11 protein-coding genes are annotated in these 15,643 nt (G+C 65.8%); 5 read left to right on the top strand and 6 right to left on the bottom strand.

The genetic code is table 11. The features are described 5' to 3' along the window. The first annotated feature begins 11 nt into the window (after positions 1 to 11). Together FJ940_RS21470 and FJ940_RS21465 are read left to right on the top strand one after the other, a co-directional pair. Positions 12 to 812, top strand: coding sequence for an oxaloacetate decarboxylase (locus FJ940_RS21470; RefSeq protein ID WP_140523629.1), 801 nt, complete (start codon positions 12 to 14; stop codon positions 810 to 812). Positions 813 to 825: 13 nt separating this feature from the next. Further along, a complete protein-coding gene (locus FJ940_RS21465; protein ID WP_140657832.1) occupies positions 826 to 1,824 on the top strand; it encodes a proline racemase family protein in 999 nt (332 codons plus the stop codon). Between the two features lie 11 nt (positions 1,825 to 1,835). Here FJ940_RS21465 and FJ940_RS21460 read toward each other — a convergent pair whose 3' ends face one another. After that, on the bottom strand, positions 1,836 to 2,549 hold the full coding sequence (locus FJ940_RS21460) for a sulfate transporter family protein (RefSeq protein WP_140547615.1): 714 nt from the start codon (positions 2,547 to 2,549) through the stop codon (positions 1,836 to 1,838). A 416-nt stretch (positions 2,550 to 2,965) separates the two neighbouring features. Next, positions 2,966 to 3,850, bottom strand: coding sequence for an EamA family transporter (locus FJ940_RS21455; RefSeq protein ID WP_224705481.1), 885 nt, complete (start codon positions 3,848 to 3,850; stop codon positions 2,966 to 2,968). 217 nt (positions 3,851 to 4,067) lie between these two features. Here FJ940_RS21455 and FJ940_RS21450 point away from each other — a divergent pair, with 217 nt between their 5' ends. Then, complete coding sequence (locus FJ940_RS21450; RefSeq protein ID WP_140523618.1) at positions 4,068 to 5,060, top strand: adenosine kinase; 993 nt, start codon at positions 4,068 to 4,070, stop codon at positions 5,058 to 5,060. Positions 5,061 to 5,536: 476 nt separating this feature from the next. Next, on the top strand, positions 5,537 to 6,223 hold the full coding sequence (locus FJ940_RS21445; RefSeq protein ID WP_140657830.1) for a hypothetical protein: 687 nt from the start codon (positions 5,537 to 5,539) through the stop codon (positions 6,221 to 6,223). A 48-nt stretch (positions 6,224 to 6,271) separates the two neighbouring features. On the opposite strand, the gene FJ940_RS21440 is transcribed toward FJ940_RS21445, so the two are convergent. After that, entirely contained in the window at positions 6,272 to 8,551 is a 2,280-nt protein-coding gene (locus FJ940_RS21440; protein ID WP_140657828.1) for an NADP-dependent malic enzyme, read from the bottom strand. A gap of 217 nt (positions 8,552 to 8,768) precedes the next feature. Here FJ940_RS21440 and mutS point away from each other — a divergent pair, with 217 nt between their 5' ends. Further along, a complete protein-coding gene (mutS, locus tag FJ940_RS21435) occupies positions 8,769 to 11,531 on the top strand; it encodes a DNA mismatch repair protein MutS (RefSeq protein WP_140657826.1) in 2,763 nt (920 codons plus the stop codon). An 84-nt stretch (positions 11,532 to 11,615) separates the two neighbouring features. Here the strand turns inward: mutS and FJ940_RS21430 are convergent, their stop codons facing one another. The 3 genes from FJ940_RS21430 to FJ940_RS21420 form a co-directional block, all read right to left on the bottom strand. Further along, positions 11,616 to 12,461, bottom strand: coding sequence for an aldo/keto reductase (locus FJ940_RS21430; protein WP_140657824.1), 846 nt, complete (start codon positions 12,459 to 12,461; stop codon positions 11,616 to 11,618). A 79-nt stretch (positions 12,462 to 12,540) separates the two neighbouring features. Next, positions 12,541 to 12,933, bottom strand: a complete 393-nt coding sequence (locus FJ940_RS21425; RefSeq protein WP_140657822.1) for a DUF305 domain-containing protein — start codon at positions 12,931 to 12,933, stop codon at positions 12,541 to 12,543. Positions 12,934 to 12,976: 43 nt separating this feature from the next. Next, positions 12,977 to 15,481, bottom strand: coding sequence for a heavy metal translocating P-type ATPase (locus FJ940_RS21420; protein WP_140657820.1), 2,505 nt, complete (start codon positions 15,479 to 15,481; stop codon positions 12,977 to 12,979). Positions 15,482 to 15,643 lie beyond the last annotated feature (162 nt).

Genomic DNA, 15,643 nt, shown 5'->3' with positions numbered 1-15,643 from the left:
GGGGAACTTCCATGGACAAGGGCAAGATCTTTCGCGACCTGCATGCCTCGACCTTCGTCATGCCCAACCCGTGGGACGTCGGCACGACGAAGCTGCTTGGATCCTTCGGTTTCAAGGCGCTGGCGACGACCAGCGCCGGTTTCGCCTTCTCGCGCGGCCTGCCGGACGGCGCGGTGACCTTCGACCAGATGATCCATCATTGCCGCGAGGTGACGGCGGCAACCGAGCTGCCGGTTTCGGCCGACCTCGAACGCGGCAAGGGCGACAGCGCCGAGCAGGCCGCCGAAACCATCTTCGCGGCTGAAGCCGCCGGCCTTGCCGGCTGCTCGATCGAGGACCACACCGGCGACCCGAACAAGCCGATCTATGATTTTTCGCACGCGGTGGAGCGCGTCGCGGCGGCGGCGGAAGCGGCCCGCGCGCTGAAACGCGATTTCGTCTTCACCGCGCGGGCGGAGAACTTCCTCTGGGGCAAGTCCGACCTCGACGACACCATCAAGCGGCTGCAGGCATTCGAGAAGGCGGGCGCCGACGTGCTCTACGCGCCGGGCATCGGCGACGTCGAGATGGTGCGCACGGTCTGCTCGGCGGTGAGCAAGCCGGTCAACGTCATGGCAAGGCCCGACTTCACCATTGCCGATCTGACCGCGGCCGGGGCAAAGCGCGTTTCGCTTGGGCCGTGGCTCACCAACTTCGCCTATGGCATGCTGGAAACGGCGGCGCGCGAGATCCAGCAGGACGGCACGTTCGGCTTCGCCCGCGCCGCCATGCCCTTCGGCAAGTTGCAGGCGCTGTTTGGCAAATCGGGATAAGCGGGCCGAACACATGACGCTGACCGTCGTCGACATGCACACCGGCGGCGAGCCGCTGAGGATCGTCACCGGGGGTTACCCCGATATCCCGAAGGGCACGATCCTGGAAAAGCGCGCCCATGTGCGCGACCATCTTGATCATCTCCGGAAAATCCTGATGTTCGAGCCGCGCGGCCATTACGACATGTACGGCGCGCTGCTGGTCGAGCCCGATTTGCCGGGCGCCGACCTTGCCGTGCTGTTCATGCACAATGAGGGCTATTCGACCATGTGCGGCCACGCCATCGTCGCGCTCGGCCGCTATGCCGTCGACGAAGGGCTGGTGACCAAGCGGGAACCGGTGACGATGGTCAACATCGAGGCGCCCTGCGGCATGGTCGTCGCCTCGGTCGAGGTGCGCGACGGCAAGGCGGGTGCTGTGTCGTTCGACAGCGTGCCGGCTTTCTTGTTCGCACGCGACCGCAGGATCGAGCTGCCCGGCTACGGCGCGATCGGCTTCGGCATCGCCTATGGCGGCGCCTTCTACGCGCTGGCCGACTGCCACCAGTTCGGATTGGAATTCGGCCGCGATCGGGTGCGCGATTTCGTCGATGCGGCGACGGCGCTGACCGAAAGGCTGAAGCAGGAATTCCCCCTGTCACACCCCGACCATGTCGACCTCGCCTTTCTCTACGGCACCATTTTGACGGACGGGCGGGACACGTTTTCGGGTGAGCCGACGAAAAACGTCTGCGTCTTCGCCGAGGCGCAGGTCGACCGGTCGCCGACCGGTTCCGGCGTGACCGCCCGGCTGGCGGCGATGCACGCCAAAGGTGAGATCGCAACAGGCCAGACACGCACTTTCGAGAGCATCGCCGGCTCGCGCTTTTCCGGCGCGGTGGCGCGGATGGCGAAAGCCGGACCGCATGAAGCGATCATCGCCCGCGTCGGCGGCCGCGCCTACTATTGCGGCCGGGCGGAATTCATCGTCGAGCCCGACGACGAACTGGGGCGCGGCTTTCTGCTGCGGTAGGGACTGGCGCATCAACGGAACGGCTTGCTCCCCCGATCGGGCCGGGCCGAGATCGCCTTGTGCAGATGCACCATCATGGCTGCGGCGAAGAGCGGCGTCACCAGGTTGAGCAGCGGCACGGTAAGGAAGGCCGCGATGACCAGGCCGGCGAGAAAGACCGTCCCGGCATGGTGCCGGCGCAAGGCCCTGGCCTCTTCTTCCGGGCGGAAACGCATGGCGGCGAATTCGAAGAATTCGCGCCCGAGCAGGTAGCCGTTGACGATGAAAAAGGCGGCGATGTTGATGCCTGGCACCAGCAGGAGCAGCAGGGCAACGATGTTGCCCAAAACGACGACGCCGAAGAACTTTATCGCCAACACCAGCGAGCGCAGGGCCGGCATGGCGCGGCCGGGCGGATCGCCGGGATAATCGGTACGCTCCACCACTTCGGCGACATCGTCGAGGAACAGACCGGCGACGACGGCCGTGACCGGCGCGACGAGCAGCGCCATGCCGAAAGCAAGCGCGATGGCCGCGACGATGCCGCCCAGCCAACCGGCCCAGGACGGCAGGCCGGGAAAGAGTGTGTGCAGCCATGGCAGCGCCAGCCACTCGACGAGGCTGGTCAGCCCGAACCACAGGCCGACCAGAGCAAGCACAGTCAGGCCTAACGTCTTGAGGAAGACGGCGCGCAATTCGGGCGAGAACAGCTGGCCGGCGGCGGCGCGGGCGGCGCTGGAGATCACGGTGCTTCCTCGCTTCGACGGATTGCCCCTGGGAGAATAGGCAGCAGGTTCGCCGGTCACAAGCTCTATTGCCTGCCGTGGGTCAAGGCGGTCGTTTCAGGTTTCGAACTCTCCGCATCACCCCTCTTGCGAGCGCCGGCGCCGCCCCTCACTGTCCTGCCGGACATCTCTCCCCGTAGAACGGGGAGAGAGGAGCTGGCGGCAACCCCGGTGCCTCCATCGCAACGTGGTGATTGGCGAAACCAGTGATGACAGCGCCCTTCTCCCCGTCACTTACGGGGAGTTGAGGAGCGTCCGCGAAGCGGACGAAAAGCCAACTGCTTGGCTTTTCGAGTGACGAACGCCGGCAGGCGGATGAGGGGCGGCGCTACCTCGACAATCGGAGCCATGTGGTCTGAGGCGATTGCCCTGTCTGCCTATTGTGCGAGCGCCGGCTTGCGGGTGGGAATGGTCATGGCCGCGACGCCGGCGACGACGAAGGCCATGCCGAGCCAGGCCGTGGAACCCAGGCTTTCGCCAAGGAAAACGGCGCCGATGCCGACGCCGATCGGCACGCGCAGATAGGCCTGCGAGGTCGTGCCGACCGAGCCCAGCGTGTGGATCAGGCGGAAATAGATGACGAAGGCCAGCGCGGTCGAAAACACCGACAGGCCGAGCAAGGCCAGGATCGACGCCGTCGACGGCGCCAAGGTCCAGGGCTGGTCGACGGCGAGGCTGAGCGGCACCAGGATGACGGCGCCGCAGAGCATCGAGCCGGCGGCGGGCAGCATCGGGTCGAGGCCCTTGAAGCCTCGGCCGAAGATCGCCGCCCCCGCATAGCAGACCGTTGCAAGGACGATGGCAAGCTGCGCCCAAAGTTCATGGCCGAGACCGCCCAGCGCCTGTGTGCCCACGATGAGGCAGATGCCGGCAATGCCGGCGCCGACGCCGATCAGTTTGCGCAGCGTCACCGGTTCATGGCGGGTGATGAGCGCGGTCAACAGGAAGGTGAAGATAGGCGACGTCGCGTTGAGGATGGTGGCGAGGCCGGCATCCACCGAGCGCTCGGCGGCGGCGATCAGGGTGAACGGGATGACGCTGTTGAGGCACGCCTGGAAGGCGAAACGACGCCAGCTCGCTGCATCGCCCGGCATGGCGAGCCCGCGCCAGCGGATGATGGCCAGCAGGATCGCGCCCGCGATCAAGGTGCGGGCGGCGATGAACGTCACCGGTGGGATCGTCTCGACGCCGATCTTGATGAACGTATAGGAGGCGCCCCAAAGCACCGCCAGGAGGGCGAGCAGCGCCAGATCGGTGTTCATGTCGTTTCTTGCAGGCATGGGTTTGCCGCCTTCGGGCCGGGATCGAACGGCCCTTTTTAGGCAAAGCCGCGGTGAAATGCTTCGGCCACGACCGAATTGTCGTAGCGCCTAGGCGTCAGGCGATATGAACATGGCCTAGGCAAACCGGTTGCAAATCGCTAGACCCGCGCCCGGCCGGCATGGCAAGAAGCCGGCGCGGATTTTGGCGGAGACATTGATGCCGGACTATGACGTGCTTTGCATCGGCAACGCGATTGTCGACATCATCGCCCAGTGCGAAGAGGAATTCCTGGAGACCAATGGCATCATCAAGGGCGCGATGAACCTCATCGACACGCACCGCGCCGAACTGCTCTACAGCCGCATGGGCCCGGCGATCGAGGCGTCCGGCGGCAGCGCGGGCAACACGGCGGCCGGCGTTGCCTCCTTCGGCGGCCGCGCCGCCTTCTTCGGCAAGGTCTCCAACGACGCGCTCGGTGAGATCTATGCGCATGACATCCATGCCCAGGGCGTCGCCTTCGACACCAAGCCGCTTCAGGGCGAGCCGCCGACGGCGCGCTCGATGATCTTCGTCACCCCCGACGGCGAGCGCTCGATGAACACCTATCTCGGCGCCTGCGTCGAGCTCGGGCCGGAGGATGTCGAGGCCGACAAGGCGTCGGGCGCCAAGGTTACCTATTTCGAGGGCTATCTGTGGGATCCGCCGCGCGCCAAGGAGGCGATCCGGCAGACGGCCAAGCTGGCGCACGCGGCGGGCCGTGAAGTGTCGATGACCTTGTCGGATTCGTTCTGCGTCGACCGCTACCGCGACGAGTTCCTCGAGCTGATGCGCTCGGGCACCGTGGACATCGTCTTCGCCAACAGCCACGAGATCAAGTCGCTCTACCAGACCTCGTCCTTCGACGAGGCGCTGGCCCGGATCCGCAAGGACTGCAAGGTCGCCGCCGTGACGCGCTCGGAAAAAGGATCGGTCATTGCGCGCGGCGACGAGACCGTCGTCATCCAGGCGACCGCCATCAAGGAGCTGGTCGACACGACGGGCGCCGGCGACCTCTATGCCGCGGGTTTCCTGCATGGCTATACGCAGGGCCGCGACCTCAAGACCTGCGGCGATCTCGGCTCACTGGCGGCCGGCCTGGTGATCCAGCAGATCGGGCCGAGGCCAAGGCAGAATCTGCGTCGCGAGGCCGAGCTGGCGGGGCTGCTGTAGGGGGACGGTGAAGCTGCCGATCTCCCCCCTCGTGGGGGAGATGGCCGGCAGGCCAGAGGGGGGCGCTGTCCCGCTGGCATCTCCAGGGTTCTACACTGCCGCCAAGCCCGAAATGAACGGCATGAGCGTACTGTCATGTCGGGGCGCCAGTTCGAAGAGTATGGGCACGCGGAAGGGAACCCCCGCAACCTAGCGATCCTTCGCGCCCCCCTCTGCCCTGCCGGGCATCTCCCCCACGAGGGGGGAGATCGGCAGCTTCACCGTCGCGCGGCTGTCACACATCGCACCTACACGCAATCTGGGCGCCCTTTGACTGACATTTGAGCGCCCCTCAACCAGCTGGGGTGCCAAGATGCAAGAAAGCAAGCTGTCGGGCGGCCGCGTCCGTTGCCGCCGCGATTTCCGTCTTCCGCACTAGAAATTCAACAACCGGGTCGCGGCTCAGGGAGGAGCGCACGCGGCCAGAAGACAGATGCATGAACAGATTTCAGACAGCCAGTCTCGGGCAGGACGACTTCGCGGAGATGGTCGCGGAGGACGTCGAACGCGCGCTTGCCCACTATGACCAGGCTATCAACCAAACCACCGTGGTCTCGGTGGGCAAGATCGCCGGCAGTGTCGCTGCCGCCGTAACCTTGCTGTCGCCCAAGCACCAGCGGGCCATCGATGCGATCCATGCCGACCTGCCCGGCCTTGCCTCGAAATTCGTGCGCGCGCTGGCGGCGGAAGCCGCGCGCCGCAGCGAAGCCGGCGCCACAAATCCGCCGATGGCTTTGCTGGCCGATCAGACACCCTCCTCCGAGTCCGACGACCTCGAATCGATGCTGATCGAGGATTGGGCCGGCCGCGTCGCCGGTTCGACCTATCTCGAAGAAAACCTGCGCATCGCCCGCTCGACGCTGCATCGCTGGCAAAGGCGCGGCGACGTCATCGCCCTGCGCAAGGGCGGCCGCCGGCATGTCTTCCCCCTGGCGCAGTTCGTCGACGGCAGGCCGGTGGCGGGCATTCGAGACGTGCTGTCGTTGATCGGCAATCCGAGGCTGGCATGGCTGTGGCTGACCCGCCCCTCGGCGCTGCTCGACGAGCGCATTCCCATCGACCTGCTGCGGCAAGACCAGGTCAAGGAGGTCGTCGAGGCGGCGCGGGTGTTTTCCGCGGATTAAGCGCGACCAGATCCGCCGCAGCTTTCGCATCCGACGCGCGGACCTTCCTCAGGTCCCCGCCGTGTAGGCCGCGATCGCCGCCATGTTGACGATATCGCTGTCCTTGGCGTTCAGCGAGACGATCTGCACCGGCTTGTTCAGCCCGACCAGCAGTGGGCCGATGACCGTCGAGCCGCCGAGCTCCTGCAGCATCTTGGTGGAGATCGAGGCGGAGTGGAAGGCCGGCATGATCAGCACATTGGCCGGGCCGGTCAGCCTCATGAACGGGTATTGCGCCATGGCACGGGCGTTGAGCGCGACGTCGGCGGCCATCTCGCCGTCATACTCGAAATCGACGCGGCGCTTGTCGAGGATGCGCACGGCTTCCTGGATGCGCTCGGAGCGCTCGCCGTGGGGATGGCCGAAGGTGGAATAGGCGAGCATGGCGAGCCTCGGCTCATAGCCCATGCGGCGGGCAAAGCCTGCCGCCTCCTCGGCGATGTCGGCGATCTGCTCGGCGTTCGGCATGTCGTGCACGGCGGTGTCGGCGACTATCACGGTGCGGCCGCGCGCCAAAACGATCGACACGCCGATGACGCGGTGGCCGGGCTTGGCGTCGATGACGCGCCTGACATCGTCGAGCGCGGTGGAATAGTTGCGGGTGACGCCGGTGACGATGCCGTCGGCATCCCCCAGCGCCACCATGCAGGCGGCGAAATGGTTGCGGTCGTTGTTGATCAGGCGCTGGCAGTCGCGGAACAGGAAGCCTTTGCGCTGCATGCGCTCGTAGAGATAATCGGTATAGACCGAATTGCGGCGCGACAGGCGAGCATTGATGATCTCCAGCCCCTGCTTGTCGAGGTCGATGCCGGCGTGCCTGGCGTTCTCCTTGATGACGTCGTCGCGGCCGAGCAGGATGGCGGTGCCGAGCCGCTGGTTCACATAGGAGACGGCGGCGCGCATCACTTGCTCCTCCTCGCCCTCGGCGAAGACGATGCGCTTGGGCTGGCGGCGCACACGGTCATAGATGCGCTGCAAGGTCGAGGCGATCGGATCACGGCGGGCCGACAGCTCCTGCGCGTAGCGGTCGAGATCGAGGATCGGCTTGCGGGCGACGCCAGAATCCATCGCCGCCCTGGCGACGGCCAGCGGAATGGCCGAAATCAGGCGCGGATCGAACGGCACCGGGATGATGTAGTTGGGGCCGAATTTCGGCCGGTTGCCCTGGTAGGCTGCGGCGACGTCGTCGGGCACGTCCTTGCGTGCCAGGTCGGCAAGCGCACGCGCGGCGGCGATCTTCATGTCGTCATTGATGGTGGTGGCCCACACATCCAGCGCGCCGCGGAAAATATAGGGGAAGCCGAGCACGTTGTTGACCTGATTGGGATAATCCGAACGCCCGGTCGCCATGATGGCGTCGGTGCGGATCTCCGCCACTTCCTCGGGCGTGATCTCGGGATCGGGGTTGGCCATGGCGAAGATGATCGGGTTCTTGGCCATGGAACGCACCATGGCGGTGGTCAGCGCGCCCTTGGCGGAAAGGCCGAGGAAGACGTCGGCGCCGTCCAGCGCCTCGGCCAGCGACCGCGCATCGGTCTTGACCGCATGCGCCGACTTCCACTGGTTCATGCCTTCGGTGCGGCCCTGGAAGACCACGCCCTTGGTGTCGCACAGGATGATGTTTTCGGGCGCAAAGCCCATCGCCTTCATCAGCTCGATACAGGCGATGCCGGCCGCACCGGCGCCGTTGCAGACCATCCTGGTGGTCTTCATGTCGCGGCCGGTGATCTCCAGCGCGTTGATCAGGCCGGCGGCCGAGATGATGGCGGTGCCGTGCTGGTCGTCGTGGAAGACCGGGATGTCCATCAGCTCGCGCAACCGCTGCTCGATGATGAAGCATTCCGGCGCCTTGATGTCCTCCAGGTTGATGCCGCCGAAGGAGGGCCCAAGGAAGCGCACGCAGTTGATGAACTCGTCGGCGTCCTCGGTGTCGACCTCGAGGTCGATGGAATCGACGTCGGCGAAGCGCTTGAACAGCACCGCCTTTCCCTCCATGACCGGCTTGGAGGCCAGCGCGCCGAGATTGCCCAAGCCCAGGATCGCGGTGCCGTTGGAGATGACGGCGACCATGTTGCCGCGCGACGTGTAGTCGAAGGCGCGGCTGGGATCCTCCGCGATGGCCAGCACCGGCACGGCGACGCCAGGCGAATAGGCGAGGCTCAAATCGCGCTGCGTGGCCATCGGCTTGGTGGCGACGATCTCGAGCTTGCCGGGCCGCCCCATGGCGTGGAATTCGAGCGCTTCCTGCGCGCTGACGGACGGACCGCTGTTTTCGGTTTTCCTTGCCATGATGCTTTTGATTTCCTCGCCATGCGGCACCTCCTTGAGGCGGGTGCCTTGTGTGATTCCGAATTAAGACTACGCGCCGCCGCGTGTAAACCGCCAAGCGTTACCGAACTGGCGTCGGAAGGACGCATGGCGTTCAATGGTGGTTGATCTCCGTTCTTCCCCTGCTTTTCCAATGGCCGGCATTAAACCCCGCCGCCACATCTGCTAGCGTGAGCGCATGAACATGCACATTCAAAACGAACCGGACGCTCCCGAGGCGATCACGCCGGCAGCCGCTGGCGGCGTCACGCCGATGATGGAGCAGTTCATCGAGATCAAGGCGGCGAACCCGGATTCGCTGCTGTTCTACCGGATGGGCGATTTCTACGAGCTGTTCTTCGAGGATGCGGAGAAGGCGAGCCGGGCGCTCGGCATCGTGCTGACCAAGCGCGGCAAGCATCAGGGACACGACATCCCGATGTGCGGCGTGCCAGTGCATGCGGCGGACGACTATCTGCAGAAACTGATCGCGCAGGGTTTCCGCGTCGCCGTCTGCGAGCAGATCGAGGATCCGGCCGAAGCCAAGAAGCGCGGCTCCAAATCGGTGGTGCGCCGCGATGTGGTGCGGCTGGTGACGCCTGGCACCATCACCGAGGACAAATTGCTGGCGCCGTCGGAATCGAGCTTCCTGATGGCGCTGGGACGGGTGAAGGGCAGCAGCGATGCAAGAGGCGGGGAGCGCGGCGGCGCGACCGGGAACCAGGGGAGCTTTGCCCTAGCCTGGATCGACATTTCGACCGGCGCTTTCCGGGTCACAGACACCACCGCAGACCGGCTGCTCGCCGACATCTTCCGCGTCGATCCGCGCGAGCTGATCGTCGCCGATCCGGTGTTCCACGATCCCGAATTGCGACCGGTATTCGACATGCTCGGCCGCGTCGCCAACCCGCAGCCGCCGAGCCTTTTCGATTCGGCCTCGGCGGCCGCGCGCATCGCCCGCTTCTTCGAGGTGGCGACACCGGACAGCTTTGGTGCGTTTTCCCGTGCCGAGCTGTCGGCGATCTCGGGCGCCATCGCCTATGTCGAAAAGACGCAGAAGGCCGAGCGGCCGCCGCTGTCGCGCCCCGAGCGCGAGGAGGCCGGCTCGACCCTGTTCATCGACCCGGCGACGCGCGGCAACCTGGAACTCCTGCGCACGCTGTCGGGCAGCCGCGAAGGCTCATTGTTCAAGGCGATCGACCGCACGGTGACCGGCGGCGGCGCCAGGCTGCTCGCCGATCGGCTGATGGCGCCGCTGACCGACCCGGCGGCAATCGCCGCGCGGCTGGATTCGGTGTCGTTCTTCCGTTCCGAGACGCGGCTTTGCCAGGCGGTGCGGTCGAGCCTGAAGAGCGTCGCCGACATGCCGCGCGCGTTGTCGCGGCTGGCGCTCAACCGCGGCGGCCCGCGCGACCTCGGCGCGCTGCGCGCCGGCTTCGAGGCGGCCGGCGCGATCGCGGAGATCTTTGCCGCGACCGCCCTGCCCCAGGAATTGGCGGCGGCGCTCGCCGCGATCCGGGCGCTGCCACAAGCGCTTGCCGGGCATCTGACGCAGGCGCTTGGCGAGGAACTGCCGCTGCTGAAGCGCGACGGCGGCTTCATCCGTGGCGGCTACCACCCGGAGCTCGACGAGATGCGGGCGCTGCGCGACGAGTCGCGAAAAGTGATCGCGGGGCTGGAGCGTTCGCTGATCGAGGAGACCGGCATTCGGTCCCTGAAGATCCGGCACAACAATGTGCTCGGCTACTACATCGAGGTGACCGCCAACCACCACGCCGTGATGACCGGCAGCGACGGCGCCAAGGCGCGCTTCATCCACCGCCAGACCATGGCCAACGCCATGCGCTTCACCACGACGGAGCTGGCGGAGCTGGAAACAAAGATCGCCAATGCCGCCGACCGGGCGCTGAGCATCGAGCTTGCGGCCTTCGACGCGCTGACGGCGGAAGCGGTCGGCGAAGCGGAGAAGATCCGCGCCGGGGCCGATGCGCTCGCCGTGCTGGACGTGTCGGCGGCGCTCGCGCTTTTGTCGGAAAGCGAGGCCTGGTGCCGGCCGCTGGTCGATGCCAGCCTTGCCTTCGAGATTTCGGGTGGGCGCCATCCCGTGGTCGAACAGGCGCTGCGGCGCTCGGGCGAAGGGCCGTTCGTGGCCAATGACTGCGACCTGTCGCCGGAGGACCGCGCCAAGAACGGCGCGATCTGGCTGCTGACCGGCCCCAATATGGGCGGTAAATCGACATTCCTGCGGCAGAACGCGCTGATCGCCATCCTGGCCCAGACCGGCTCTTTCGTGCCGGCGACATCGGCTCATATCGGCGTCGTCGACCGCCTCTTTTCCCGCGTCGGCGCCTCGGACGATCTGGCGCGCGGCCGATCGACCTTCATGGTCGAGATGGTCGAGACGGCGGCGATCCTCAACCAGGCCGGCGAACGGGCGCTGGTAATCCTCGACGAGATCGGCCGCGGCACCGCCACGTTCGACGGCCTGTCGATCGCCTGGGCCGCGGTGGAATATCTGCACGAGAAGAACCGCTGCCGGGCGATCTTCGCCACGCATTTCCACGAAATGACCTCGCTTGCCGGCAAGCTGGCGCGGCTCCACAACGTCACCATGCGGGTCAAGGAATGGGAGAACGACGTCGTCTTCCTGCACGAGGTCGGCAAGGGCGCGGCCGACCGCTCCTACGGCGTCCAGGTGGCGCGGCTCGCCGGCCTGCCGGAGGCGGTGGTGGACCGTGCCAAGGAAGTGCTGCACCAGCTCGAGGAAGGCGAGGTTTCGGGCAAGACCAATCGGCTGGTCGACGACCTGCCGCTGTTTTCAGTGGCGGTGAAGCGGGAAGCGCAGAAGCCGGTCAAGAGCGACGCGCTGGGCGTCGCACTCAGTGACATCAATCCCGATGAGATGACGCCGAGGGAAGCGCTGGAAGCGCTTTATCGGTTGAAGGGGCTGGCAGGGATGTAAATTGAACCTGCTGGCATGGCGGTATCGCCGAAACCGCCAATCTCCCCCCTTGAGGGGGGAGATTGGCAGCTTCACCGACAACGCTCAGATCATCTCCAGCCCGCGTTTGCGGCTCGGCGGCGGGAAGGCGCGGTCGAGGTCGGCGAGGTCTTCGCGCGTAAGCTCGATGTCGAGTGTCGCGACATTCTGGTGGACATGGTCCTGGCTGCTGGCCTTGGGAATGGCGATGACGCCATCCTGGTGCATCACCCAGGCCAGCGCGATTTGTGCCGCGGTCGCACCGTGGCGGTCTGCGACCGCGTCTAAACTGGCATTGCGCGCCAAGGCGCCCTGCTCGACCGGCGAATAGGCCATCAAAGGAATTCCGCGTTTCCGGCTCCAGGGCGCCAGATCGAACTCAAGGCCGCGCCGGACCAGATTGTAGAGCACCTGGTTGGTCTGGACGTTGCCGCCGTCGGGCAGGCCGACCAGCTCTTCCATCTCCCCGATGTCGAAATTGCTGACGCCCCAGTGGCGGATCTTGCCGGCTTTCTTCAGCGCCTCGAAAGCTTCGACGGTTTCGGCCAGGGGCACGCTGCCCGGCCAATGCAGCAGATAAAGATCGATACGGTCGGTGGCGAGGCGCTTCAGGCTGTTTTCGCAGGCGCGCTGCACGCCGGCGCGCGAGGCGTTGGACGGCAGCACCTTCGAGACCAGGAAGACCTCGGCGCGCCGCCCGGCGATGGCTTCGGCCACCACCTCCTCGGCGCCGCCGCTGGCGTACATTTCAGCGGTGTCGATCAGCTTGACGCCGAGATCGAGACCAAGCTTGAGGGCATTCACCTCCTCGGCGCGGCGGCGCGAATCCTCGCCCATCTTCCAGGTGCCCTGGCCGAGAACGGGAACGGCTTCGCCGGAGGGCAGCGTGGTGGTTCTGATGCTCGATGGCATGGCAGGCTCCCATTGAGACCGGATCGCATCACAGACTTGGCGAGAAATCCAGAGGCGTTCTCGCCCGAGCCGCGAAAGCTTACTTCACCGGATGGGCGGCGAGCCAGTCCTGCATCTGCTTGATCTCGGCTTCCTGCGCCTTGATGACCGCCTCGGCCAGCTTGCGGATCTCGGGGTCCTTGCCGTTGGCGAGTTCGACCTTGGCCATGTCGATGGCGCCCTGGTGGTGCGGGATCATGCCGCGGACGAAATCGACGTCGGCATTGCCGGTGTATTTGGAGGCCATCATGTCGGCGTGCATCTTGTCCATAGCCGCCTTGTAGCCTGCGGTCGACGGGCCTTCCGCCCCCGTCGCCATGCCGGCCATGTCGTGCTTCATCTCTTCGCTCTGTGCGGGAACGCTTTCGAGAAAGACGGCAACCAGCATTCCAGCCGCCATCAGCAGCAGCACGATTTTCTTGGCCAAGGTCATTGATGGTCTCCTGTTGATCGGGTTTCGTATTTGGGGGATCGGCTCAAAGTTTCAATGTCCTCAGCCGCAACGCATTGGCGATGACCGAGACCGACGACAAGCTCATCGCCGCCGCCGCCAGCATCGGCGACAACAGCGTGCCGGTCAGCGGATAGAGCACGCCGGCCGCGACCGGCACGCCAAGCACATTGTAGAGGAAGGCGAAGAACAGGTTCTGCCTGATATTGCGGATGGTCGCCTGCGCCAGTGTGCGGGCACGCACGATGCCGTTGAGGTCGCCCTTGACCAAAGTGATGCCGGCGCTTTCGACGGCGACATCGGCGCCGGTGCCCATGGCGATACCGACATCGGCGGCGGCCAAGGCCGGTGCGTCGTTGACGCCGTCGCCGGCCATGGCGACGCCGGCGCCCTTGCCGCGCAATTCCTCGACCAGCGCGCCCTTCTGTTCCGGCAATAGGCCGGCGCGGACTTCGTCGATGCCGAGGCTTCTGGCGATCGCGTTTGCCGTGCGCTCATTGTCGCCGGTCGCCATGATGATCCTCAAGCCGCTGTCGTGCAGGGCCTTGATCGCCTCGGCGGTGGTCGCCTTGACCGGATCGGCGACGGCGACGATGCCGGCCAGTTTCCTGTCCACGACGACGAACATCGCCGTCTTGCCATCGCCTTGCAGCGCCTTGGCCGCGGCCGAAACGGTGGACACGTCGACGCCGAGATCACGCATCATCGCGGCGTTGCCGAGCGCTACATTCCTGCCCGAAACGGCACCGGAAACACCCTTGCCGGTGACCGCCTCGAAGCCATTGGCTTCGGCGACCCTTACACCGCGGGTCGCGGCGCCTTCGACAATAGCCTCGGCCAGGGGATGCTCCGAGCCCTTCTCCAGGCTCGCGGCGAGGCCCAGCAATTCCTCCTCCGAAAACCCATCGGCCGCCACGACATCCGTCAGTTTCGGCCGGCCTTCGGTCAGTGTCCCCGTCTTATCGACGATCAGCGTATCGACGGAAGCGAAGCGTTCGAGCGCGGCGGCCTCCTTGATCAGCACGCCGGCATGCGCGCCGCGTCCGGTGGCGGTCATGATCGACATCGGCGTGGCGAGGCCGAGTGCACAGGGACAGGCAATGATCAACACCGAGACCGCCGAGACGATGGCGAAGATCAGGCTGGGCTCTGGGCCGAAGACCGCCCAGGCGGCGAACGCGGCGATGGCGACCAGAACGACAGCCGGGACGAAGTAGAAGGAAACGCGGTCGGCCAAGCCTTGTATCGGGGCGCGCGAACGCTGCGCCTTGGCGACCAGCTCGACGATGCGCGAGAGCGTGGTCTCGGCGCCGATCCGCTCGGCGCGCATGATCAGCGAGCCATTCTTGTTGAGCGTGCCGCCGGTGAGGGCATCCCCTTCGGCCTTCTCGACCGGCAACGGTTCGCCCGTGATCATCGATTCATCGATGGAAGAGCGGCCTTCGAGCACGGTACCGTCGACCGGCACGGCATCGCCGGGCCGGATGCGCAGGCGCTCGCCGGCCTTGACGCTGTCCAGCGGCACATCGCTCTCGGAACCGTCCTCTCCTATGCGGCGGGCGGTCTTGGGCGCAAGGTCGAGCAGGGCGCGGATCGCCGAGCCGGTCTTTTCGCGGGCGCGCAGTTCCAGCACCTGGCCGAGAAAGACCAGCGCGACGATGACGGCTGCGGCCTCGAAATAGACCGGCACCGCCCCGCCATGGCCGCGGAACTGATGCGGAAAAATGTCCGGGAACAGCGTCGCGACGACGCTGTAGAGATAGGCCGCACCGACGCCGAGCGAAATCAGCGTCCACATGTTCGGGCTGCGGTTGCGGATCGAGTCCCAGCCGCGATGAAAGAACGGAAATGCGGCCCAAAGCACGACCGGGCTTGCGAGCGCCAGCTCGATCCAGACCTTTGTCCGGTCCTCGATCAGGTTCTCGAACGACAGACCGATCATCGGCGCCATGGCGACGATGAGAAGGGGCACCGAGAGCACCGCACTGACCCAGAACCGCCTGGTGAAATCGACCAGTTCGGGATTTGGCCCCTCGTCACCGGTCGGAACGCCCATCGGCTCGAGAGCCATGCCGCAGATCGGGCAGGAGCCGGGCTTGTCACGGATGATCTCGGGATGCATCGGGCAAGTGTATTGCGTGCCCTTCGGCATCGCTTCCGGCGCCTGCCGGTCGCCGAGATAGGTTTGCGGCGCCGCCTCGAATTTCGACTTGCAGCCGGCGGAGCAGAAATAGAAGCCCTGGCCGTCATGGCGCAGAAAATGCTTTGCCGTGGCGCGGTCCACGCTCATGCCGCAGACGGGGTCGGTGGCGGTCAGGTATGTTTCCGGCTTGGCCCGGAATTTCGAACGGCAGCTTTCGCTGCAGAAATGATAGAGACGGCCAGCATGCTGCGATACCGGCTTGCCGGCGGCTGGATCGACGGTCATGCCGCAGACCGGATCGCGTGTGACGGCGCCCGCATCCACGGCCGCACCTTTTGCCGCGCAGCAACCACCATGCGCGTGATGATCGTGATCTGAATGCGTCATTTCGAATGCCTCTATCAAACTGCTTCGAGCCGGAGGTAGTCCTTCCAGTAACTGGAAGGTCAAGGACTGGCTTGAATTTTATTGTCGCGGGTGTCCCGCACCATGGAAACGCGTCAACCCGCCCCCATACCCAGCGCCGCGGAAACGCGCTATAGACGCCGC

This window comes from Mesorhizobium sp. B2-3-7 (assembly GCF_006442695.1).
Taxonomy (GTDB): Bacteria; Pseudomonadota; Alphaproteobacteria; order Rhizobiales; family Rhizobiaceae; genus Mesorhizobium.
The sequence above is the reverse complement of the archived record's forward strand: the minus strand, read 5'-3'. Positions and strand labels throughout refer to the sequence as shown.

Bases quoted from the DNA above. Each gene is read 5' to 3' on its own strand.
- FJ940_RS21470 (WP_140523629.1), top strand. From the start codon at position 12: ATGGACAAGGGCAAGATCTTTCGCGACCTGCATGCCTCGACCTTCGTC.
- FJ940_RS21465 (WP_140657832.1), top strand. From the start codon at position 826: ATGACGCTGACCGTCGTCGACATGCACACCGGCGGCGAGCCGCTGAGG.
- FJ940_RS21455 (WP_224705481.1), bottom strand. From the start codon at position 3,850: ATGAACACCGATCTGGCGCTGCTCGCCCTCCTGGCGGTGCTTTGGGGC.
- FJ940_RS21450 (WP_140523618.1), top strand. From the start codon at position 4,068: ATGCCGGACTATGACGTGCTTTGCATCGGCAACGCGATTGTCGACATC.
- FJ940_RS21445 (WP_140657830.1), top strand. From the start codon at position 5,537: ATGAACAGATTTCAGACAGCCAGTCTCGGGCAGGACGACTTCGCGGAG.
- FJ940_RS21440 (WP_140657828.1), bottom strand. From the start codon at position 8,551: ATGGCAAGGAAAACCGAAAACAGCGGTCCGTCCGTCAGCGCGCAGGAA.
- mutS (WP_140657826.1), top strand. From the start codon at position 8,769: ATGAACATGCACATTCAAAACGAACCGGACGCTCCCGAGGCGATCACG.
- FJ940_RS21430 (WP_140657824.1), bottom strand. From the start codon at position 12,461: ATGCCATCGAGCATCAGAACCACCACGCTGCCCTCCGGCGAAGCCGTT.
- FJ940_RS21425 (WP_140657822.1), bottom strand. From the start codon at position 12,933: ATGACCTTGGCCAAGAAAATCGTGCTGCTGCTGATGGCGGCTGGAATG.
- FJ940_RS21420 (WP_140657820.1), bottom strand. From the start codon at position 15,481: ATGACGCATTCAGATCACGATCATCACGCGCATGGTGGTTGCTGCGCG.